The sequence below is a fragment of the Asticcacaulis sp. AC402 genome, assembly GCF_000495835.1.
Lineage (GTDB): Bacteria > Pseudomonadota > Alphaproteobacteria > Caulobacterales > Caulobacteraceae > Asticcacaulis.
On sequence record NZ_AWGC01000015.1, the window covers coordinates 96,363 to 116,448 of the forward strand.

General features: G+C 58.4%; 22 protein-coding genes. 18 read left to right on the forward strand and 4 right to left on the reverse strand.

The genetic code is table 11. The features are described 5' to 3' along the window. The first annotated feature begins 38 nt into the window (after positions 1-38). The 3 genes from ABAC402_RS30070 to ABAC402_RS30080 all read left to right on the forward strand — a co-directional run bounded on the left by ABAC402_RS30070 (position 39) and on the right by ABAC402_RS30080 (position 3,408). Positions 39-1,280, forward strand: coding sequence for a dicarboxylate/amino acid:cation symporter (locus tag ABAC402_RS30070; RefSeq protein WP_023449466.1), 1,242 nt, complete (start codon positions 39-41; stop codon positions 1,278-1,280). A 204-nt stretch (positions 1,281-1,484) separates the two neighbouring features. Then, on the forward strand, positions 1,485-2,837 hold the full coding sequence (tig, locus tag ABAC402_RS30075; RefSeq protein WP_023449467.1) for a trigger factor: 1,353 nt from the start codon (positions 1,485-1,487) through the stop codon (positions 2,835-2,837). A gap of 202 nt (positions 2,838-3,039) precedes the next feature. Next, complete coding sequence (locus ABAC402_RS30080; protein WP_023449468.1) at positions 3,040-3,408, forward strand: hypothetical protein; 369 nt, start codon at positions 3,040-3,042, stop codon at positions 3,406-3,408. 22 nt (positions 3,409-3,430) lie between these two features. On the opposite strand, the gene ABAC402_RS30085 is transcribed toward ABAC402_RS30080, so the two are convergent. Both ABAC402_RS30085 and ABAC402_RS30090 read right to left on the reverse strand, forming a co-directional pair. Beyond that, positions 3,431-3,919 carry an SRPBCC family protein gene (locus ABAC402_RS30085; protein WP_031235554.1) on the reverse strand — a complete coding sequence of 163 codons (489 nt, stop codon included), beginning with the start codon at positions 3,917-3,919 and terminating at the stop codon, positions 3,431-3,433. A gap of 246 nt (positions 3,920-4,165) precedes the next feature. Beyond that, positions 4,166-4,516 (reverse strand): helix-turn-helix transcriptional regulator, encoded by a 351-nt coding sequence (locus ABAC402_RS30090; protein ID WP_023449470.1) that lies wholly within the window; start codon positions 4,514-4,516, stop codon positions 4,166-4,168. Between the two features lie 232 nt (positions 4,517-4,748). Here ABAC402_RS30090 and ABAC402_RS30095 point away from each other — a divergent pair, with 232 nt between their 5' ends. Beyond that, a complete protein-coding gene (locus ABAC402_RS30095) occupies positions 4,749-5,381 on the forward strand; it encodes an ATP-dependent Clp protease proteolytic subunit (RefSeq protein WP_023449471.1) in 633 nt (210 codons plus the stop codon). A gap of 335 nt (positions 5,382-5,716) precedes the next feature. Here the strand turns inward: ABAC402_RS30095 and ABAC402_RS30100 are convergent, their stop codons facing one another. Beyond that, positions 5,717-6,364 carry an HAD-IB family phosphatase gene (locus ABAC402_RS30100; protein ID WP_023449472.1) on the reverse strand — a complete coding sequence of 216 codons (648 nt, stop codon included), beginning with the start codon at positions 6,362-6,364 and terminating at the stop codon, positions 5,717-5,719. A 262-nt stretch (positions 6,365-6,626) separates the two neighbouring features. Between ABAC402_RS30100 and clpX the strand changes: the two genes are divergently transcribed. Next, a complete protein-coding gene (gene clpX / locus ABAC402_RS30105; RefSeq protein WP_023449473.1) occupies positions 6,627-7,889 on the forward strand; it encodes an ATP-dependent Clp protease ATP-binding subunit ClpX in 1,263 nt (420 codons plus the stop codon). A gap of 53 nt (positions 7,890-7,942) precedes the next feature. Here the strand turns inward: clpX and ABAC402_RS30110 are convergent, their stop codons facing one another. Beyond that, entirely contained in the window at positions 7,943-8,524 is a 582-nt protein-coding gene (locus tag ABAC402_RS30110; RefSeq protein WP_023449474.1) for a DUF1697 domain-containing protein, read from the reverse strand. 215 nt (positions 8,525-8,739) lie between these two features. Here ABAC402_RS30110 and hemA point away from each other — a divergent pair, with 215 nt between their 5' ends. From hemA to ABAC402_RS30170, 13 genes are all read left to right on the forward strand, one after another. Next, entirely contained in the window at positions 8,740-9,963 is a 1,224-nt protein-coding gene (gene hemA / locus ABAC402_RS30115; RefSeq protein ID WP_031235557.1) for a 5-aminolevulinate synthase, read from the forward strand. Between the two features lie 270 nt (positions 9,964-10,233). Next, the gene (locus tag ABAC402_RS30120; protein ID WP_023449476.1) at positions 10,234-10,431 is read left to right on the forward strand and encodes a hypothetical protein; all 198 of its coding nucleotides are present in this window, start codon (positions 10,234-10,236) and stop codon (positions 10,429-10,431) included. 60 nt (positions 10,432-10,491) lie between these two features. Then, positions 10,492-10,956 carry a hypothetical protein gene (locus ABAC402_RS30125; protein WP_023449477.1) on the forward strand — a complete coding sequence of 155 codons (465 nt, stop codon included), beginning with the start codon at positions 10,492-10,494 and terminating at the stop codon, positions 10,954-10,956. A gap of 129 nt (positions 10,957-11,085) precedes the next feature. Further along, positions 11,086-12,390, forward strand: coding sequence for a serine hydroxymethyltransferase (gene glyA, locus ABAC402_RS30130; RefSeq protein WP_023449478.1), 1,305 nt, complete (start codon positions 11,086-11,088; stop codon positions 12,388-12,390). 121 nt (positions 12,391-12,511) lie between these two features. After that, a complete protein-coding gene (gene nrdR / locus ABAC402_RS30135; protein WP_023449479.1) occupies positions 12,512-13,078 on the forward strand; it encodes a transcriptional regulator NrdR in 567 nt (188 codons plus the stop codon). 4 nt (positions 13,079-13,082) lie between these two features. Then, complete coding sequence (locus ABAC402_RS30140; RefSeq protein WP_023449480.1) at positions 13,083-13,730, forward strand: RibD family protein; 648 nt, start codon at positions 13,083-13,085, stop codon at positions 13,728-13,730. A gap of 101 nt (positions 13,731-13,831) precedes the next feature. Further along, complete coding sequence (locus ABAC402_RS30145) at positions 13,832-14,443, forward strand: riboflavin synthase (RefSeq protein ID WP_031235558.1); 612 nt, start codon at positions 13,832-13,834, stop codon at positions 14,441-14,443. A gap of 11 nt (positions 14,444-14,454) precedes the next feature. Then, on the forward strand, positions 14,455-15,579 hold the full coding sequence (gene ribB / locus ABAC402_RS30150; protein ID WP_023449482.1) for a 3,4-dihydroxy-2-butanone-4-phosphate synthase: 1,125 nt from the start codon (positions 14,455-14,457) through the stop codon (positions 15,577-15,579). A gap of 234 nt (positions 15,580-15,813) precedes the next feature. Further along, entirely contained in the window at positions 15,814-16,281 is a 468-nt protein-coding gene (locus ABAC402_RS30155) for a 6,7-dimethyl-8-ribityllumazine synthase (RefSeq protein ID WP_023449483.1), read from the forward strand. Beyond that, a complete protein-coding gene (nusB, locus tag ABAC402_RS30160; protein WP_023449484.1) occupies positions 16,278-16,802 on the forward strand; it encodes a transcription antitermination factor NusB in 525 nt (174 codons plus the stop codon). The genes ABAC402_RS30155 and nusB overlap by 4 nt, the downstream gene beginning before the upstream one ends. A gap of 143 nt (positions 16,803-16,945) precedes the next feature. Further along, on the forward strand, positions 16,946-17,926 hold the full coding sequence (gene thiL / locus ABAC402_RS30165) for a thiamine-phosphate kinase (RefSeq protein ID WP_023449485.1): 981 nt from the start codon (positions 16,946-16,948) through the stop codon (positions 17,924-17,926). Between the two features lie 566 nt (positions 17,927-18,492). After that, complete coding sequence (locus ABAC402_RS39235; protein WP_023449486.1) at positions 18,493-19,005, forward strand: hypothetical protein; 513 nt, start codon at positions 18,493-18,495, stop codon at positions 19,003-19,005. A gap of 360 nt (positions 19,006-19,365) precedes the next feature. Further along, on the forward strand, positions 19,366-19,788 hold the full coding sequence (locus ABAC402_RS30170) for a hypothetical protein (RefSeq protein WP_155847367.1): 423 nt from the start codon (positions 19,366-19,368) through the stop codon (positions 19,786-19,788). Positions 19,789-20,086: the final 298 nt, after the last annotated feature.

Below are 20,086 nucleotides of genomic sequence, written 5' to 3' on the forward strand. Positions count from 1 at the left end.
TCGGATAGTCACGTCTGCAATCTGTTCGGGGCTCCCGCATGAAATCGAAATTAGCGCTGTTCATTCTCGCCGCCATGATACTGGGCGTTGCCGCCGGTTGGGGGACTCACACCTATCTTGACCCGGCCTATAAGCCGACGGCGATCATGGTCTTCGGGCTGCTGACTAAGATATTCATCACGTTGATCAAGATGATCATTGCGCCCCTGGTGCTGTTCACCCTGATTGCCGGCATCGGTCATATGGAAGACGCTGCCACTGTCGGCCGGGTCGGCGCCAAGGCCATGGCCTGGTTTATTGCCGCCTCGATCATCTCGCTGCTGCTGGGCATGGTCATGGTGGAATGGCTGCAGCCCGGCGCGGGCATGAGCCTGACAGCCGCCGGCGACGTCGCCAAGGTGCCGTCAACCTCGGGTTTCACGTTCGAAAGCTTTATCCTGCACCTGATTCCGTCATCGATCATCGACGCCATGGCCAAGAATGAGATTCTGCAGATTGTTGTGTTTTCCGTGTTTGTCGGTACGGCCATCGCCATGCTCGACGACAAGTCGCCCCAGATTATGCACCTGGCCGAACAGGGTGCGGCCATCATGCTGAAAGTGACCGAACTGGTCATGTTGTTCGCGCCGTTTGCCATATTTGGTGCCCTGGCCAAGACCGTGGCGGAGCAGGGACTCCCGATCCTGGTCACCTATGCCAAGTTCATGGGCGGCTTCTATGCGTCCCTCGGTGTGCTGTGGGTCATCCTCATCGGGGCGGGGCTGCTGGTCGTTGGCTGGCGTATCTTCAAGATCCTGAATGTTGTGCGCGATCCGACGCTGCTGGCCTTTTCGACGGCATCGTCCGAAGCCGCCTATCCTAAGGTGCTTCAGGCCTTGCCGCAGGTCGGCGTGTCGAAGAAGATTGTCTCCTTCGTCCTTCCGCTGGGCTATTCGTTCAATCTCGACGGCTCGATGATGTACTGCACCTTTGCGACGCTCTTCATTGCCCAGGCCCATGGCGTTCATTTCACCACCGGCCAGATGGTGATGATGCTGTTCCTGCTGCTGGTTACATCCAAGGGCATTGCCGGCGTGCCGCGGGCCTCGCTGGTGGTGATCATGGCGACCCTGACCTATTTCGGCCTGCCGGAAGAATGGATCGCCCTGGTGCTGGGGGTTGACCACTTGCTCGATATGGGCCGGTCTGCGACCAATGTCATCGGCAATACGGTCGCGTCGGCCGCCGTCGCCAAGTGGGAAGGTCAGTTGGAGCTCGAAGTTCAGCCTGAGAAGGCCTAGGGCGAACGGCGCTGGGGACAATCGGGATTTTTTCCGTGCAGAGGCGTTTCCACAGACATAAGCGTTGACCTGACCGGCAATCATGCCATAAGGGCTCATCTTTCGGCGCGCCCGCACCAAGCGGTCGCGCTTTGTCTCTTTCAGCCGCCGGATTCGGGCCCGTTCAGGGAGCGGACACTGACCCGGCATAAGGTGCAAAAATCGATGCAAGTCGTTGAAAAACTGAATGAAGGTCTCAGCCGCGTTCTCGAGGTCACGATCGCCAAAGACCAGCTTAATTCAAAGCTGGACGCCAAGATCGCAGAGATCGCCCCCAAGATGAACATCAAGGGATTCCGCCCCGGCAAGGTGCCGCAGGGCCATGTCCGCAAGATGTACGGCAAGGAGCTGATGAGCGAGATCGTTCAGGAAACGCTCAACGAAACGACTCAAAAAGCCCTCGACCAGGCCTCGATCCGTCCGGCCTCGCAGCCGGAACTGACGCCGATCGGCGATATCGAAGACGTCATCAAGGGCAAATCAGACCTGGCCTATTCGATCGCTGTCGAAATGATGCCGATCTTCACGCCGGTCGAGCCAGCCTCGATCGAACTGACCCGCCCGGTCTACGAACCCTCTGACGCCGATATCGACGAAGCTTTGAAGAACGTCGTGTCACAGTCCAAGCAATACGAGGCCAAGGCCGGCAAGGGCAAGGCTGCGCCGAAGGCCGAAGACGGCGACAAGCTGATCATCGACTTCGTCGGCAAGATCGGCGACGAGGCCTTTGAAGGCGGTTCAGCCGAAGACGCCGAACTGGTTATCGGTTCGGGCCAGTTCATCCCGGGCTTCGAAGAGCAACTGGTCGGCGCCAAGAAGGGCGAGACCAAAACGCTCAATGTCACCTTCCCGGACAACTACGGTGCCAAGAACCTGGCTGGCAAGGAAGCCACCTTCGAGACCACTGTCAAGGATATCCTGGCGGCGAAGGAGGCCGAAGCCGATGACGAGCTTGCCAAGACCCTGGGTCTCGAAAGCCTCGACGCGCTGAAGAATATTCTAAAGACCCAACTGGAGCAGCAGTTCAAGAGCGCTTCGCGCTTCAAGATGAAACGCGCCCTGCTGGATGTTTTGGACGAAAAGCACAACTTCGACTTACCGTCGCGTATGCTTGAGGCTGAATTCCAGGGCATCTGGAACCAGGTCGAGCAGGACAAGGCCAATGGCCAACTGTCCGAAGAGGATGGCGCCAAGTCCGAAGAGGACCTGAAGGCCGAATACCGCAAGATCGCCGAGCGCCGCGTGCGCTTAGGGTTGGTCCTGGCCGAGATCGGTACCCGTCAGAACGTCCAGGTCACCGAACAGGAAGTCAGCCAGGCGGTCATGCAGGAAGCCCGCAACTATCCGGGCCAGGAGCGCCAGGTGTTCGACTTCTACCGCAACAACCCGGCCGCTGCGGCGCAAATCCGCGCGCCGATCTACGAAGAAAAGGTCTGCGATCTGATCTTCACCCTGGCTACGGTCACCGATTCGCCCATCAGCAAGGAAGACCTGCTGAAGGAAGAGGAAGAAGCCTAGGAAGTTTCGACTGTGAAATTGGAAAGAGGCCCGCGGTTGCGGGCCTCTTTTTGTATGTTAGGCTTGGATATTTAGAGAGCGTCTTATGGTAGGATTCCTCAAACGTAAACCACAAGAAGCGGTCCTTGTTCGGCAGAGGCAATGTCCTTTGTGACAGTTTGTGGTTTCCATAACGGCTCTTGGACGTGCAGATTGGGGTGGGATGGGCTATTCAATTCATATCGAGCGTATCGACGCATCTGGCCAGCTGGTCTCAATCGAACTGCATGAGGTGGCCAACGCAGTAAAAAATGTCGAAGGAATGCGTTTAGCGGCGGTGCCGGCTTCGACCACAAATCCCAACACTGGTGAGGTAATTAGCACGTGCAGTATCATTGGAAAAATCGAAATATACTTACTTGCTAGTGATGAATGGGTACGCGTTTTTATCTTATCCTCGAGCGGAAAAATTACCTTCCGTGCTCCATTCGATTTTGACGATGGTAGTTCAGTAGTTAGGTCGTTTGCGCGGATATTGGCGCAAAGACTTCAGGCGGTTATCGTCGGGGACGAAGGTGAGTATTACACGTAAATTTTCGCGTCGGACGACCGCCTTATGCTGCGACGATGGAATCTAGCCGTTCATAGCTGCCTTCCATGCCGTCGGCCATGCCGGTGGCCATGGCGCCGTCGCGGGCTTCCTTCGACGGATAGGCGACGATCAGAGTCATTTCGGTCCGGCCGTCTTTTTCCTCGAGCATAAGCTTGCAGGTGGTCTGGCCGCCGGTCCAGTCTTCATCAAACAGCTCGGTATGGACGATCTTGTTCGGCGCTTCAATCTCGAGATAGGTCCCGCCCATGCCCATGGTGCGCTCCGCCTTCTTCCAGACATAGCGGAACGTTCCGCCGACCCGCAGGTCGATTTCGCAAACTGGCATGGTCCAACCGTCCGGGCCCAGCAGCCAGCGCCTGACCAGTTCGGGCTTGGTGTGAGCGTCAAAGACCAGCTGTGCCGGCGCCTTGAACGGGCGACAAAAGCGAAGTTCCGTGTCGGATGGCGTGGTGATTTCCAGATCGCCGTAAAGCTTGGTTATGGTGTTCATGATTTTTTCCATTCAGGCGAGGGGACGTATGAGCGATCTCTGGTGCTGCGAAGAGTCGGAACCGGTTTCGGGGCCCTTGGTGTAAACCTCCCACAGGTCCGGTTGGCGGCGGTAACGCCATGCAGTTTATGGATGCCCGGGCCCACGACCTGCGTGATGTCGGATAACGGACAGTTGAGGGCGATCTTGGCGACCGTCTGCGGGGGCAGGTCGACAACGTCGGGAGGGCTGATCATTCGCGTTTTCTTAGTTTACAGGATCGGTGGAGGTCGGGCCGGCCTGGAGTTCTTCCAGCAAGCCGTCGAGGCGCTGGTAACTCGCCTCCAGGGCGCGGACATAGTCTTCCATCCACGAGGTCGCCGCTTTCAGCGGCTCGGTCTGGGCGCGGACGGGGCGTTTCTGGCCATCGCGGCTGCGGGTCACCAGACCGGCGTGCTCCAGCACCTTCAGGTGCTTGGAAATGGCAGGCTGGCTCATGGCGAAGGGCGCAGCCAGGTCCATCACCGTCGCCTCACCGGCGGCCAGACGGGCCAGGATGGCGCGTCGGGTAGGGTCGGCCAGGGCAATGAAGGTGGCGTCCAGATCGGCAGGAGGCATTTGCATAACTTTCAGGTTATATAACGCATTAGTTATATATTCTGACGTCTAACGCCTGTCAATACGGTCTTCAAACTCTGCTGCCAAACATTGGCCGCAGGTAATCGCCCCTTGAAAAGCGGTGCGCAAATTGCCAAGTTGGCCTCGACAGAGCGGCGCACACCTAGGGTTAAGATTTAGCCTTTACACCAGCGCTTGAAGGCTCTTTTCAAAAACCCAAAAGGATTCGTGAATGCGCGACCCCATTGACTATATCAACATGAACCTGGTGCCGATGGTGGTGGAGCAGTCCAGCCGCGGCGAACGCGCCTACGACATCTTCTCGCGCCTGCTCAAGGAGCGCATTATCTTCCTGACCGGTCCGTTCGAGGATGGCATGGCGACATTGATCTGCGCCCAGCTGCTTTTCCTCGAATCGGAAAACCCGAAGAAGGAAATCGCCATGTATATCAACTCGCCGGGCGGTCAGGTGACCTCGGCCCTGGCGATCTATGATACCATGCAATACATCAAGTCACCGGTCTCGACGGTCTGTATGGGCATGGCGGCCTCGGCCGGCTCGCTCATTCTGCAGGCCGGTGAAAAGGGCCAGCGGATTTCGCTGCCCAACTCCAAGATCATGGTGCACCAGCCCTCGGGCGGGGCGCGCGGTATGGCCTCGGACATCGAAATCCAGGCCGAAGACATGCGCAAGACCAAGCGCCTGCTCAATGAAATCTACGTCAAGCATACCGGCCAGAATTATGACACGATCGAAAAGACTCTGGACCGTGACCGCTACATGACGGCCGACGAAGCCAAGGATTTCGGCCTTATCGATCATGTGTACGAAAAGCGTTCCGACGCCGAGACCACCGCTGCCTGAGCCACATTGACAGTCGACTGAACAAACGCGGTTCCGGTAACGGAGCCGCGTTCTTCTTTTTGTGCCGCCGCACGGCCGGTGGCAGGGCAGGCGAACAAGGCACGGAAAAGACTGAAAGACACGGTTCTTAGTGGTTTGAACCCGCCGTGCATCGGCCTTTTCGTAAAAGGAATCAATAGATTACACAGGTTACACAGATTATTCTTAATCCCTCTAATCTGTGCAATCTGTGGACCCACTTCAATAAATGTTGCGACTGCGCGGCGGGGTCAGATCATCTTGAATTGGGCTTCCTTCCGTGGATTTCATGTATCCTTTTCTTTGATTCAGTAAGCTCAAGGCTTTTGCTTGAACACCCGATAGTGGCCATGGCGGGCGGCGGCGATCATGGCGTGATCGCCGGCCGTGTCACCATAGGCCTGGTCCAGGTCGACGTCGTCGCCGAACACGGCCCGCAGCCGGCACATCTTTTCTCCGCCGCGGCAATTGATGCCGTCCAACTCCGGTTTCAACCGCCCGTCGGCCGTGAAGCCGAGCTTCGTCCCGATCACCCGGTCTGCCCCGATCATGGCACCGAACGGCCCGACCAGCAGTTCCGGCGAGGCGGTCACAATGACGCGCTTTAGTTTCGTTTCTGCCAGCGAATCCCATTTGGACACCGCATCCGGCCGAAACAGCGACCGTCCCGTCACGCTCACGAAGGCTTGAATCAGAATCTCGAGTTCGGTCTGGTGAATGTCGCCCAACACATTGTACAAAAGCTTTGACTTCAATGCCCCGCGATCGCGCGTGCCGATATAGCTGACGAACGGCCCGGGTTTTGCAAGGATGATCCTGCTCAGTCCCACCGGGCCACGGAGGAACATCAGGAACGCGGTAAAGCTGTCCTTCCAGGTCAGAGTGCCGTCGAAGTCGAAAGCTGCCAGGGCCGGCGCACAGATTCGGGGCAGTGTGGTTGAGGAAGCGGGGGGGCTGGACAGCATATTTTACACTTGGCGGAAGGGATGTGACTTTTATTGCACGCCCGGATCACCATATGTGGGGATCATGGCCCAGATGAGCTCTTAGCGCAGTTGAGCCCCGCTCTAAACTGTGCATAAATGCGGATCAATCGGGGAAAAGCATTTTTGTGGAATGGCGCTCTTAGGCTTTGTTTAGCATTCAAAGGCTAAGGTACCAGGATTATGCGGTGATTTGGCAGCTAAAAATGCCGTCTTTTCCGCGACTTGAAGGTGAAAAAAGCATATGACGAAAGCCGCGACAGGCGACAGCAAAAGCACCCTCTACTGTTCTTTCTGCGGAAAGAGCCAGCACGAGGTGCGTAAACTCATCGCCGGGCCGACCGTTTTCATCTGCGATGAATGCGTCGAGCTGTGCATGGATATCATCCGCGAAGAGCACAAGATCGCCTTCGTCAAGTCCAAGGATGGCGTACCGACGCCCAAGGAAATCCGTGAAGTGCTCGATGATTACGTCATCGGCCAGGGCCAGGCCAAGAAGGTGCTGTCGGTCGCGGTCCACAACCATTACAAGCGTCTGAACCATGCCCAGAAGGGTAATGATGTCGAACTGGCCAAGTCCAACATCCTGCTGATCGGTCCGACCGGTTCGGGTAAGACCCTGCTGGCCCAGACCTTGGCGCGAATCATCGACGTCCCCTTCACCATGGCCGATGCCACGACCCTGACCGAGGCCGGTTATGTCGGTGAAGATGTCGAGAACATCATCCTGAAGCTGTTGCAGGCCGCCGACTACAATGTTGAACGCGCCCAGCGTGGCATCGTTTATATCGACGAAGTCGACAAGATTTCGCGCAAGTCCGACAACCCGTCGATCACCCGCGACGTGTCGGGTGAAGGCGTACAGCAGGCCCTGCTGAAGATCATGGAAGGCACGGTTGCCTCGGTTCCGCCCCAGGGTGGCCGCAAGCATCCGCAGCAGGAATTCCTGCAGGTCGACACCACCAATATCCTGTTCATCTGCGGCGGCGCTTTCGCGGGACTGGAAAAGATCATTTCCGGCCGCGGTAAGGGCACCAGCATCGGGTTCGGCGCTTCTGTCAAGGATCCGGAGGACCGCCGCACCGGTGAAATCCTGCGCAACGTCGAACCCGACGACCTGATGAAGTTCGGCCTGATCCCGGAATTTATCGGTCGCTTGCCGGTCCTGGCGACGTTGGAAGACCTTGATGAGGTTACCCTCGTCAAGATCCTGACCGAACCGAAGAACGCCCTGATCAAACAGTATCAGCGTCTGTTCGAAATGGAAAACGTGTCGCTGAACTTCACGCCGGAAGCCCTGATGGGCGTGGCGAAGAAGGCGATTGTCCGCAAGACCGGCGCCCGCGGCCTGCGTTCCATCCTGGAAGGCATCCTGCTGGACACCATGTACGAACTGCCGACCATGCAAGGCGTCGAGGAGGTGGTGATCAATGGCGAGGTCGTCGAAGAACGCGCTCAGCCGCTGCTGATCTACGCCGAAAAGCGGTCAAGCGGCGCTTCTGCTTAAGGCTTGCGCGGCGACCTGTTTTACAGAGAGGCGGTCCGGAAGCGGGCCGCCTTTTACTTTTCCAGCGCTTCGGCCATGTCGCGCAGGGTTTCGACCGTGTTGAGATTCCGCGCCGTCATATCGGCCTTGAGGCAGCGGTCCAGTTTTTCCATTAGCTTCGACCGGCCGATGCCATCGGGCGCGTAAAAATAGAACGCCTCATCGCTCAGGTGGTAGGCCTCGTTGTAAGCCTTCAGTTCCTGCATCAGGTCGTTTTTTACCCCTGTCGCCGGCGCCTTGAGGAAAAAGATGTGCTGGGCCTTACCCCTGTGCTCGTGATCCTTGAATGGATTGGCTGCCATCAGCTTTTCCAGGTGTTTCAGATCGATCAGGAACAGTTTTGACCGGAAACCGAAGTTTTTCTCGACCAGATCCTCAATCATGCCTTGCAGGTCGGCCTCGCTGCGATCCGAGCGGAACAGGACATTGCCGCTGGCGATATAGGTTTTGACGTCACTCAGACCCTCGGCCTCGAGCCGTTTCACCAGGTCTTTCATCGGCATGCGGTTGCCGCCGATATTGATACCGCGGAAAAGGCCGATCCAGATTTTTCCGGGCTCAGTTGTGTTGGGCCCAGTTGTTTCGACCTTTGACATGAATCAAGCCTTTTGCAGGATTTTGCCCTTACGGTGGCATCTGCGACAAAAAGCATCACAAAATGGGCTGGAGTTCGCAAGCGATTTGCCACATTGTCGAAAAACAGCGTGCGCTACATGGTTTTTTGCTTATGTCGTCTTGTCTGCAAACGAGGCAGGCGGTATCTGCGCTGGAAATACACATCGCGCCTGAGTGCACGATGACGGAGTTTGAGATGGACTACACCGCCGCTTTCGAGGCTGCCGTTGACCGGGTACGGTCCGAGGGACGTTACCGCGTGTTCGCCAATCTGAAGCGCCACGCCGGCGCCTTCCCGCGCGCGACCTGGATTCGCGAGGACGGCTCGGAAGTCGACGTCACCGTATGGTGTTCCAACGACTATCTCGGTCAGGGCCAGAACCCGATCGTGCTCGACGCCATGCACAAGGCGATCGATGAGGTCGGCTCAGGTTCGGGCGGCACCCGCAATATCTCCGGCACCACCTTCTACCACAATGCCCTGGAAGCCGAACTGGCCGACCTGCATCAGAAGGAAGCCGCCCTGGTCTTCACCTCGGGCTATGTCGCCAATGAAGCCGCCCTGTCGACCCTTTACAAGATCCTGCCGGGCCTGATCGTCTTCTCGGACGCGCTCAATCACGCTTCGATGATCGAAGGTATCCGCAATGGCCGCGGCGAGCGCCATATCTACCGCCATAACGACCTGCAACACCTTGAAGAACTGCTGCGTGCGGCGCCGGCCAATGCACCCAAGCTGATCGCTTTCGAGTCGGTTTATTCGATGGACGGCGATATCGCCGACATCCGCGCCACGGTCGCCCTGGCGAAAAAGTACAATGCCCTGACCTATATCGACGAAGTGCATGCTGTCGGCATGTACGGCGAGCGCGGCGCAGGTGTCGCCGAACGTGACGGAATTATGGGCGAGATCGACATTATCGAAGGCACCCTGGGCAAGGCGTTTGGCATGATGGGTGGCTATATCGCGGCCAAGGCTGTCGTGGTTGATGCCATTCGTCTGTGGGCGTCGGGCTTTATCTTTACGACGTCGCTGCCACCGGCGATCATGGCCGGCGCTGCGGCCAGCGTGCGGTACCTTAAGGTGCATAACGAAAAGCGCATCGCTCACCAGGAACGCGCGCGTACGCTGATGGAACGCCTCAAGTCGGTCGGTATCCCTGTCTTCCCGTCGGAATCGCATATTGTGCCGGTGCTGGTTGGTTCGGCCGTCCACTGCAAGATGATCTCGGACATCCTGCTCAATGACTTCGGTATCTATGTCCAGCCCATCAACTATCCGACCGTGCCAAAGGGTACCGAGCGCCTGCGTTTCACGCCGTCGCCCGACCATGACGATCGCATGATGGATCATCTGGTCGTGGCTATGGACAAGCTGTGGACGCACTGTAACGTCGCGCGCATGCCGGCCGTGGCATAACGTTTGGCGGCTGAGCTTGCTGTTCCGACAGCAAGAAGGCTTGTCCACAGATAAGCCAGATAAGTCAGATGGATAGCGCTAAACGTGCACGATCCGGCGATGGCTATGCCTTTTCTTACAGACGAGCTTTGCTCGTCAGTCATCTGAGCCGTTGAGGCGCTGTCGGCCGCCCCAAAAACTCTGTCCATCTGACTTATCTGGCTTATCTGTGGACAACGCTTCTTACCGCCGACTTGGACAGACTCAGCCGTTTGCGATACACTTTCCATCATGTCCGAAATCTATCTCGAGCTCCTGCGCAACGGCAACTTTCTCAAATGTACGGCGGTCGATGCGGCCACCGGCGAGGAGGCCATCGCCATCGGGCCGCTCAATTACCCGGAAGGGGTAAAACGCCTTGCTATACAGAAATTAAGAAACAAACTGTCCGGCCGCAGGCCACCGCCCAAACCCGGCATCATCGTCTGAGGCGAAAAAGCTTCCGCTTTTGAAAACATCGACATAGGATGCCCTGACCGGGGAGGCACCATGTCAGAAGCGTTTCATATCGCCGAATACAACAATCTGAAGGCCGAGATACTGCTCAAGATGAGACAGGTCGACGACTCCTTTCGTTTCATGTTGATCGCGGTGGCGGCGACCATGACCTGGGTGGTGTCAAACTATAAGACCTTCAATGACGGCCTTTACGTCATCCTGTTCTTTGTACCGCTGTTTATTTCGGTCTCTTTCACCCTCTATCTCATCGGGCTGAACAAGTCGGTGCTGTGGCGCACGGCCTATATCCGTGAGTTGGAACGCCGCTACGGCGATGACAGCCACGGCTGGGAAAGCAGCCCGCAACATCAGCGCTTTGCCGCTAAGCGCACCAGCTATGCCACGGCGCGTGGGCTGATCTATGCGCTGAACCTTCTTACCTTGCTGTTTGCAGGTTACATGCTGGTCGAAAATACGACCATTGTCGAACAGGTGAGAGCGCTTGCAAGGATTTAGTTGCTTCCATTGAGAACAACCGCGTTGGGGGTTGTTCAAATGCCTTGGCCTTAAGCCTTGCTCTGGAGGCGCTTAAAGCGTAAACGCTGCCGCATCCCCTCCCGCTCCAAAAGTACAGGATTCGACATCTTGAACGCTCCCGCCGCTGCCTCGGCCTTCCGTCCCGAAGGCTTCTTCCACAACGATCTCGCCACCGCAGACCAAGCCGTGCTGCGCGCCATCACAGGCGAAATGCACCGGCAGCAGGAGCAGATCGAACTTATCGCGTCGGAAAACATTGTTTCGAAAGCGGTGCTGGAAGCGCAGGGCTCTGTCCTGACCAACAAATATGCCGAAGGCTATCCCGGCCGCCGCTACTATGGTGGTTGCGAATATGCCGACGAAGTCGAAAGACTGGCCATCGAACGGGCCAAGCAGCTGTTTAGCTGCAATTTCGCCAATGTCCAGCCGCACTCGGGCGCCCAGGCCAACCAGGCTGTGTTCTTTTCGCTGCTTCAGCCGGGCGACACCTATATGGGCATGGACCTGGCGTGCGGCGGCCACCTGACCCACGGTTCGCCGGCCAATCAGTCGGGCAAGTGGTTTCATGTCGTACCCTACGGCGTGACCGAACTCGAAAATATCATCGACTACGACCAGGTCGCCAGGCTGGCCGAGCAGAACAAGCCCAAGCTGATCATAGCCGGGGCTTCCAACTATCCGCGCCATATCGACTTTAAGCGCTTTCGCGAGATCGCCGATTCGGTTGGCGCCTATCTGTTCGTCGACATGGCCCACTATGCCGGCCTTGTGGCCGGCGGCGTTTATCCCGATCCGCTGCCGCACGCCCACATCGTCACCACCACGACGCACAAGACCCTGCGAGGTCCGCGGGGCGGCTTGATCCTCAGCAATGACGAAGCGCTCGGCAAAAAAATCAACTCGGCAGTTTTCCCAGGTTTGCAGGGCGGGCCGCTTATGCACGTCATCGCCGCCAAGGCGGTCGCCTTCGGTGAAGCGCTGCAACCGTCGTTCAAGGCCTATGCCAAACAGGTTGTCGTCAACGCCCAGGTCCTTGCCGACACCTTGATCGAGCGCGGTCTGGCTATCGTCACCGGCGGCACGGACAGCCACGTCTTATCGGTCGACCTGCGCTCTAAGGGCCAGACCGGCAAGGCAACCGAAGCCGCGCTGGAGGCCGCCTTCATCACCTGCAATAAGAACGGCATTCCGTTCGACCCGCAGCCCTTCACCATCACCTCGGGTGTTCGCTTGGGCACCCCGGCCGGCACGACCCGCGGCTTTTCCGCAGGTGAGTTCCGCGCCATCGGCCACCTGATCGCCGACGTTGTCGACGGTATGAAGTCCAACAGTGGCGAACCCGACCTTGCCGTCCAGGAAAATGTCCGCGCCCAGGTCAAGGAATTGACAGCCCAGTTCCCGATCTACAGCTGATCTAAACACGCAAAAGCGATGGTCACACGCTCGGCCATAGCTTTACCTGCGGGGGATATGTGATACTGATCGTTGCGTGATTTTGCACCGCGAGATGCAAGATTCGCCAAGAAGGATAAGGATGCGCTGCCCGTTCTGCGGAAATGTTGAAACCCAGGTCAAGGATTCGCGCCCGTCGGAAGACGGGGCGGCGATCCGGCGCCGGCGGTCGTGCGCGGAATGTGGTGGCCGCTTTACCACCTTCGAGCGGGTGCAACTGCGCGACCTGATGATCGTCAAACGGTCCGGCCGCCGCACACCCTTCGATCGCGCCAAGCTGGAACGCTCGGTCGCCATCGCCCTGCGCAAGCGACCGGTCGACCAGGATCATGTCGACCGCATGGTTTCGGGCATAGTCCGCCAACTTGAAAGCATGGGTGAGACTGATATTTCGTCAGAAATCGTCGGAGGCCTGGTGATGGAAGCCCTGCGCGCGATCGATGTCGTCGCCTATGTCCGCTACGCCTCGGTGTATCGCGACTTCCGCGAGACTTCGGATTTCGCCAAGTTCCTGGGCGACGAGGGGCTTAACCAGCAGTCCGGCGCGGCCCCCAGGGCAACGCCGGTCCCTAAGGGCGACTCCAGGGGGCCGTCGCGCATCGAACGCGGCCTGGGCGAGCAGGATCTGTCTCCGACAGACGACGCTTGAACCGGTGCGCCCTCAGGTAACTTTAAAGCTGGCGACAACCCTTGATGGCCGTATCGCGACAGCGTCGGGCGAAAGCCGCTGGATCACCGGCGAGGAGGCGCGGCGCTGCGTCCACGAACTGCGCGCCGGCCATGACGCCGTTTTGGTCGGTATTGAAACCGCACTCAAGGACGACCCGGAACTGACCGTCCGCCTGCAAGGCTATGAGGGCTACCAGCCGACCCGTGTGGTGCTCGATTCGAAAGGCCGCTTGCCGCTGAATGCCAAGATGGTTCAGACGGCGCGGGTCATTCCGACCTATGTCGTTACCACCACCGACCTGCCGCGCGAAATGCTGGCCGCTCAGGTCAAGGCGATCAAGGTGCCGTCAAAGCATCAACGCGTCGACCTGGATGCTGCCCTGGAGGCCTTGTCCCGAGTGGGTATCGAACGGCTGTTTGTTGAAGGCGGCGGCGTGGTGGCGACGGCTTTTCTGCGCGCCGGTTATGTCGACCGGCTTGAATGGTTTCGCTCCAGCACCATCTTGGGCGGAGATGGACGACCCGTCTTCGGGCATCTCAACCTGGAAAGGCTGGACCAGATGTTCAAGTTCACCCGTCTGGGCGTCCAGGCGGTCGGAGACGACCTGTGGGAAAGCTATGAGTTGATATAAGGTTTGGAACCACGGACGGACGCGGATCGGCACGGCGAAGAGGCCTGTTTGTATCCGCCTTTATCCGCGTTCATCCATGGTTCATTTTCTGGGGCAAAAACGTGTTTACAGGGATTATCACAAGTCAGGGAACCGTTGCGGCGCTGGAGCGTTCGCCGGGGGGCGTGCGGCTGACCATCAAGGTCGGCTTTGACCTGTCGGATGTAGCGCTGGGCGCTTCGATCAGCCACGCCGGTTGCTGCCTGACGGTTGTCGCCATCAGCGAAGACGGCTACGATCTCGATGTCTCTAATGAGACCGTAAACGTCACCAATCTATCCGGTTGGCAGGTCGGCACGCAGGTCAATCTCGAACGCGCGCTGAAAATCGGCGATGAACTGGGCGGGCATATTGTCTCAGGTCACGTCGACGGCCTCGCCGAACTGATAGGCGTCGTGCAGGACGGCGACAGCTATCGCTTGACCCTCCGTGCCCCGGCGCCGCTGCACCGTTTCATAGCCCCCAAGGGTTCGGTGGCTCTCGACGGCGTCTCGCTGACGGTCAACGAGGTCGAAGGCGACACCTTCGGCGTCAATATAATTCCACATACCTGGAACTATACGACTCTGTCGCAGACCAGGATTGGCGACAAGGTCAACCTTGAAGTCGATCGCCTGGCGCGCTATGCCGCGCGCTGGTTTGAAACCGAACCCATTGCCACATCCGGTAAGTAAGAGCCGCCATCATGAGTCTGCACAGCGTTCCGAACGATCTCGACAGCCCGATCTCCTCGATCGAGGACATTCTGGAGGACGCGCGCAACGGCCGGCCCTATATTCTGGTCGATGCCGAAGACCGCGAGAACGAGGGCGATGTCGTCATCCCGGCCCAGATGGCGACACCCGATATCATCAACTTCATGGCGCGATTTGCCCGCGGCCTGATCTGCCTATCGATCACCGGTGACCGCGCCAAGACCCTGCGCCTGCCGCCGATGGTCCATGACAACGGCGCGCGCAACGGCACCGCTTTTACCGTTTCGATTGAAGCCAAGGAGGGCATATCGACCGGGATTTCGCCACGAGACCGAGCCCTGACCATCGCCGTCGCCATCGATCCAACCAAGGACTCGCGCGATATCGTCTCGCCGGGTCACGTTTTCCCGCTCGTGGCGCGCGATGGTGGTGTGCTGGTCCGCGCCGGCCACACAGAAGCCGCCGTCGATATTTCGCGAATGGCAGGGCTGTCGCCGGCGGGAGTGATCTGCGAGATCATCAATGACGATGGTACCATGGCACGGTTACCGGACCTGATCAAATTCGCCCAGACCCACGGCATGAAGATCGGCACCATCGCCGACCTGATCGCTTATCGGCGGCGCACTGAACGCTTCGTTGAACGTGTGTTAGAACGGCCGTTTAACAGCCAGTGGGGTGGCTTGTTTCGCCTGTTTGTTTATCGCAACCAACTGGACGGCGCGGAGCACCTGGCTCTTGTGACCCACATGCCCCAGGCAGGGAAGCCGACCCTGGTGCGGATGCATCAGCTCGACATCGCCTCGGACGTCCTGGCCGGGTTCGGCGACAGTCTGCGCGCCGGCTATATCGAAAGAGCGATGGAAATCATGGCGGGGCATGACGGTCCTGCGGTGATGGTGCTTCTGCGCGATCCGGATCCTAAGGTATTGTCCCAGCGTTTCGGCGATGAGACCGCGGGGCAGGGCAGCCGGGGCCTGCGCGACTATGGGGTTGGCGCACAGATACTGCTCGATCTCGGGGTGCGTGATATGATTGCGCTGTCGGGCACCCGTCCCAAGCCAGCCGCTCTCGAAGGCTATGGTCTGTCGATCATCGACTGGAAGACGCTGTAGAAACTCCTCTCTCCGGTGACGGGAGAGGTCAGGGGCGGGGGCTTCGGTAGGGGCCGGTGCACCTGAATTGGCAGCAAAGCCCCTCACCCGATCGCCTTCACTTCGTTCGGCTCTCGTCCTCTCCCCGTAAACGGGGAGAGGGAAAATAGGCAAAGCGCGCGAATTTGGCTTTGTGCCATAAGCTTTAGGCGGTATTGAGCGCCTCTTGACCTTTGTTCACTCAGGACGACTCGCTTGTCTCAGGAAAATCCGCTCCGCCTACTGATCGTCGAAAGCCGATTCTACGACGACATCGCCGATGAGCTTTTGGCCGGCGCCAAGGATGCGCTCGATGCCCACGGTGTCGCCTACGATGTCGTTACTGTGCCGGGTGCCTTCGAAATTCCGGCAGCGATCGCTATGGCCGAGGATGCCGCCCATCGTCCGATGGGCAAGTCCTATGACGGCTATGTCGCGCTCGGTTGCGTCATTCGCGGCGACACCACCCATTACGACTATGTGTGCATGGAATCGGCACGTGGTCTCATGGACCTGTCCTGCCAGCAGCGTCTGGCCATCGGCTATGGCATCCTGACCGTTGAGGACGAGGATCAGGCCTGGGTTCGCGCCCGCCGCGCGGAAGGCGATAAGGGCGGCACGGTTGCCAAGGTCTGCCTCAGCATGATCGCACTCCGTAAATCCCTGGTAGAAGGTTCGGTATGAGCGACGCCAAGCCCAACAGCCTTAAAGCCGTGATGGATCAGCTCAATGCCGGGACCGGCGCCAAGCCGCTGACCCAACGCGACAAGCGCGCACGCACGGTGGCGCGCCTGGTTCTGGTCCAGGCCCTGTACCAGATGGAACTGACTGGTACCGGCGTCGAAACCGTCATTCGGGAATTTGTCGATCACCGCTTCGACTCCGACCTGGACGGCGAACCCATGGCGCACGCCGACGAGGAATTCTTTTCCGAAGGCGCCCGTTCCATCGTCCGCGAACAAGCGACCATCGACCCGCTGGTGTCCAGTCGCCTGGCCTCGGGCTGGCGGTTGGAACGACTCGACACCACCGTCCGCGCCATCCTGCGCGCCGGCGCCTGGGAGCTGAAGTTCCGCCCCGACGTAGGTCTCGAAGTGGTCATTAATGAATATGTTGAGATCGCCCGCGCCTTCTTCGGCGAAACCGAGGCCCGGTTCGTCAATGCGGCATTGGACGGTGTGGCCAAAGACGTTCGTAAGCCATAGCTAAAGTCGGGTCTTCACGCCTTTTTGCACGCGTGAATTCGCGCCTTTAGAGTAAAACCGTCGCCTGATTTTTCTTTTTTTCGCAAAACGCTTCTGTTGCACGGCACAATTGACAGTATTTTGCCTGGGGTCGGAGTTCGCTTATGAGTGAGCATCAGCATGACGAGTTCTCCATTATCGACCAACTGTTCAAGCCGCTCGCCGGGCTTTGCCGCGAGGCGAGGGGGCTGGTTGACGACGTCGCTGTCATCGCTGCCGACGGCAACCACGATCTGGTTGTCTCGACCGACGCCATGGTCGCCGGGGTCCATTTTTTTGAGTACGATCCGCTGGATTTGGTGGCGCGCAAGCTGATGCGGGTCAATCTTTCCGATATCATTGCCAAGGGTGCCATTCCATACGGCTATACCCTGGTAACTGCCTGGCCGCGTGGTACTACCTATTCTGAAAAGCAGGACTTTGCCCGCGGACTAAAGATAGAACAGGACCGTTTCGGCCTCGACCTGTTCGGCGGCGATACCGTTTCGACCCATGGTCCGTTGCACGTTTCGATGACGATATTCGGTCGCGTCCCGCGGGGACAGGCCCTGTCACGGCTTGGCGCGCGGTCGGGCGACAAGATACTTGTCAGTGGCTATATCGGCCAGGGTTATCTGGGGCTGAAGGCGCTGCGGGGAGAGTTCCTCGGCGTGTCCCACGCCGACGAGAACGATGTCATCAGCGCCTATCACCTGCCCGAGATCCGCCCGGATCTGGCAGTCTGTGTCCGTGATCATGCCCGCGCCTCGATGGACATTTCCGACGGTCTGCTCGCCGACGCCGACCACATGGCGCGCATCAACAAGCTGATGATCCGCATTGACCTCAATAAGGTGCCGACCTCGATGGCAGCGCGCGCCGCCATGGGTGCAGGACTGTCGCCGGTCGAACTGGTCACTGGCGGCGACGACTACCAGATCCTGTGCGCCGCCGATGACGCAGGTGCCAAGGCGCTTGTCATGGCGGGATTTTACGAGATCGGCACTTGCCTGGGTCTGTCTGAAGATACCCCGGCCGGGGCCGAGTTGTGGGCTGATGGCCGCCGAATCGAGGTCGCTGCCAAGGGTTATAGCCACCCGTTGTAACGAACCGCCTTTGCCGCAATAGATTGAGCCAAGACGCTTTCCACTGTCCGTGCCAATTGCTTTGCGGGCAAGATGATCATTGCGGCAGAGCCTCAGCAGCGACGCTTGCGCCAGTGTCCTGGCATGTCTTCCGGGTGAACTCATACCAAGCGCCACAAATAATGACTCTTGGTATTTGCATTTTTTCAGCTCGAACGCCGCCGCACGGGCGGCCCCGATGACCCCTCGCAAAAACTCGGGCGCCCGAGAAACGCCTTTTGGCCCGCTTGCCAAACCGCGATGTGTCAAGAATTGCGCGGGTTGGCGTCATGCCCTTTGGGCCTTGGTGCGAAGTTTTTTTGCTGAAAACTAACGATTCAAATGGCGAAGACACCGCCTGGCCAAATTGCGCCGTTGAGGGGCCGGTCTTAGCATTGCGCCATAACGAGGCCTGGGTTGGCTTAGAGCGCAATCCGATAAAGTGTGACGCACTTTTCGGACAAATTGCGCGACAAAACAAAAACTTAGAGCGAGATGGCGATTCTACCAAAAGCCATCTCGCTATAGAAAGATTCGGAGTTTGGCAGATGACACGGACTTGGACTATAACCGCCGTTGCCGGGGCATGTCTCGCCGCGGCCCTCTCCGTACCGGCGGTCGCGGCCGAAGGCAATTACCGCTATGAAAGCTGTTACAGCCGCGACCAGTACGCCACCGGCAGCGGTGTGGTTGCCGGCGCTATCGTCGGAGGAGCGTTCGGCGGACCGGCGGGCGCCATCCTCGGCGGTGCGATCGGCGGCGCGGCGGGAGATGACAGCGTCGATTGTCGCTACGAACGCTACGAAGGCGCCGACTATGATGGCGGCAATCGTTACCGACGTGATGGCCCTTACACCGAAGGCACGGTTGACCGCGACGGTTATCGTCAGGGCTACACCGACCGCTCTGGTAATGATCACCGTCTGAATGGCTTGGATCGCGGTTATCACGTCGATAGCTACACCTATCGCCGATCGACCTACCGCGAAGGCAATTACGACCGCTACGGCGTCTGGCATGCCGATCGCGCCTCCAGGGGCCGCGGCTTTCGCCCGAACTAGAGCGGGCTTTTGATGGAACCCAAACCCCGCTCTTCGTTTTTGTTTTGTCGCGCAATTCTTCCGAAAACGGGGACGCCCGTGCAATGGCTTCGACTTTATCGGATCGCGTTCAAAAGTCGATACGACTCACTGAACGGGAACGCAGACTTCGATCGACGCGCATGCCGTAAAACTGACCTGAGCCGGCCCTGCCGCGGTTATTGCTGTCGTTTCCAGCGCCGTGAAACGTACTGCAACGGCTATGAAGACGGTTATCGCGAAGGCCGCTGCGTGGGCGACTGTTGAAAAACACGTCGAGAACATCGCATGTTAACGGAGGGCTTTTCTCGTTTCTTAAGCCTTTGTACCTATAATGGCGACATGACCCGCTTACCCGATCGCCGTCTGTTTCTCCTTGGTCTGCCGCTCGCCTGTGTCGCGACTGGCGCCCACGCCGGCGGCGGTGGGGCGAAGCAGGCTTCCGAACCCGCGGTGCGTCTGGCATCGATCGGCATTCCGGTTGTTCGCAACCGGCAGGTCGTCAACTATCTTTTTGTCAGCGTGCGCATAAACCTGACCATGACGGCGCCTGAGGCCAAGCTGCGCGAACTGGAGCCGGTCTTCCGAGATACGGTCGTTCGGGTCTCTCATCGAATCTCGTTTGGTAAGGCCGATCGCCACGACCAACTCGACGAAGCGCGCTTCAAGTCAGCGATGATGCCCGAATTTACCAGGATCGCGGGTCCAGGCAATATCAAGTCGATCGATATCGTGTCGCAGAGCCCCAAGAAGCATCTGGGGTAGTGCCAAGGCCCGAAAAGTGGTCGGGCATCATGGGGGAGGCCTTAGGTGTCAGAAAACGACTTGGACCTGTACTGCGCTTGCGTTTAGAGTTTTCTCTCTAAGTATTTGTATTTTCATAATATAGACTTTTGTTGCGTCGCAACAATATTTGCACCTGCCGCAGGGCCCTTAACTATAATGGCTGACAGCGCTTTCTTGCCTTGAAACTCAATTCGACTTTTGGCACTCTCCGCGCCAATCAAAAGGCAAGGGGCTGATTTTGTTTTCGTTTCCCATGAGTTCTGGTCCCATGAGTTCT

Coding starts and splice junctions, on each gene's coding strand:
- hemA (WP_031235557.1), top strand. CDS start 8,740: ATGGACTACACCGCCGCTTTCGAGGCTGCCGTTGACCGGGTACGGTCC.
- ABAC402_RS30090 (WP_023449470.1), bottom strand. CDS start 4,516: ATGCCTCCTGCCGATCTGGACGCCACCTTCATTGCCCTGGCCGACCCT.
- ABAC402_RS30085 (WP_031235554.1), bottom strand. CDS start 3,919: ATGAACACCATAACCAAGCTTTACGGCGATCTGGAAATCACCACGCCA.
- clpX (WP_023449473.1), top strand. CDS start 6,627: ATGACGAAAGCCGCGACAGGCGACAGCAAAAGCACCCTCTACTGTTCT.
- ABAC402_RS30170 (WP_155847367.1), top strand. CDS start 19,366: ATGACCCGCTTACCCGATCGCCGTCTGTTTCTCCTTGGTCTGCCGCTC.
- nrdR (WP_023449479.1), top strand. CDS start 12,512: ATGCGCTGCCCGTTCTGCGGAAATGTTGAAACCCAGGTCAAGGATTCG.
- ribB (WP_023449482.1), top strand. CDS start 14,455: ATGAGTCTGCACAGCGTTCCGAACGATCTCGACAGCCCGATCTCCTCG.
- ABAC402_RS30110 (WP_023449474.1), bottom strand. CDS start 8,524: ATGTCAAAGGTCGAAACAACTGGGCCCAACACAACTGAGCCCGGAAAA.
- ABAC402_RS30100 (WP_023449472.1), bottom strand. CDS start 6,364: ATGCTGTCCAGCCCCCCCGCTTCCTCAACCACACTGCCCCGAATCTGT.
- nusB (WP_023449484.1), top strand. CDS start 16,278: ATGAGCGACGCCAAGCCCAACAGCCTTAAAGCCGTGATGGATCAGCTC.
- ABAC402_RS30080 (WP_023449468.1), top strand. CDS start 3,040: ATGGGCTATTCAATTCATATCGAGCGTATCGACGCATCTGGCCAGCTG.
- ABAC402_RS30095 (WP_023449471.1), top strand. CDS start 4,749: ATGCGCGACCCCATTGACTATATCAACATGAACCTGGTGCCGATGGTG.
- ABAC402_RS39235 (WP_023449486.1), top strand. CDS start 18,493: ATGACACGGACTTGGACTATAACCGCCGTTGCCGGGGCATGTCTCGCC.
- ABAC402_RS30070 (WP_023449466.1), top strand. CDS start 39: ATGAAATCGAAATTAGCGCTGTTCATTCTCGCCGCCATGATACTGGGC.
- ABAC402_RS30120 (WP_023449476.1), top strand. CDS start 10,234: ATGTCCGAAATCTATCTCGAGCTCCTGCGCAACGGCAACTTTCTCAAA.
- thiL (WP_023449485.1), top strand. CDS start 16,946: ATGAGTGAGCATCAGCATGACGAGTTCTCCATTATCGACCAACTGTTC.
- ABAC402_RS30125 (WP_023449477.1), top strand. CDS start 10,492: ATGTCAGAAGCGTTTCATATCGCCGAATACAACAATCTGAAGGCCGAG.
- tig (WP_023449467.1), top strand. CDS start 1,485: ATGCAAGTCGTTGAAAAACTGAATGAAGGTCTCAGCCGCGTTCTCGAG.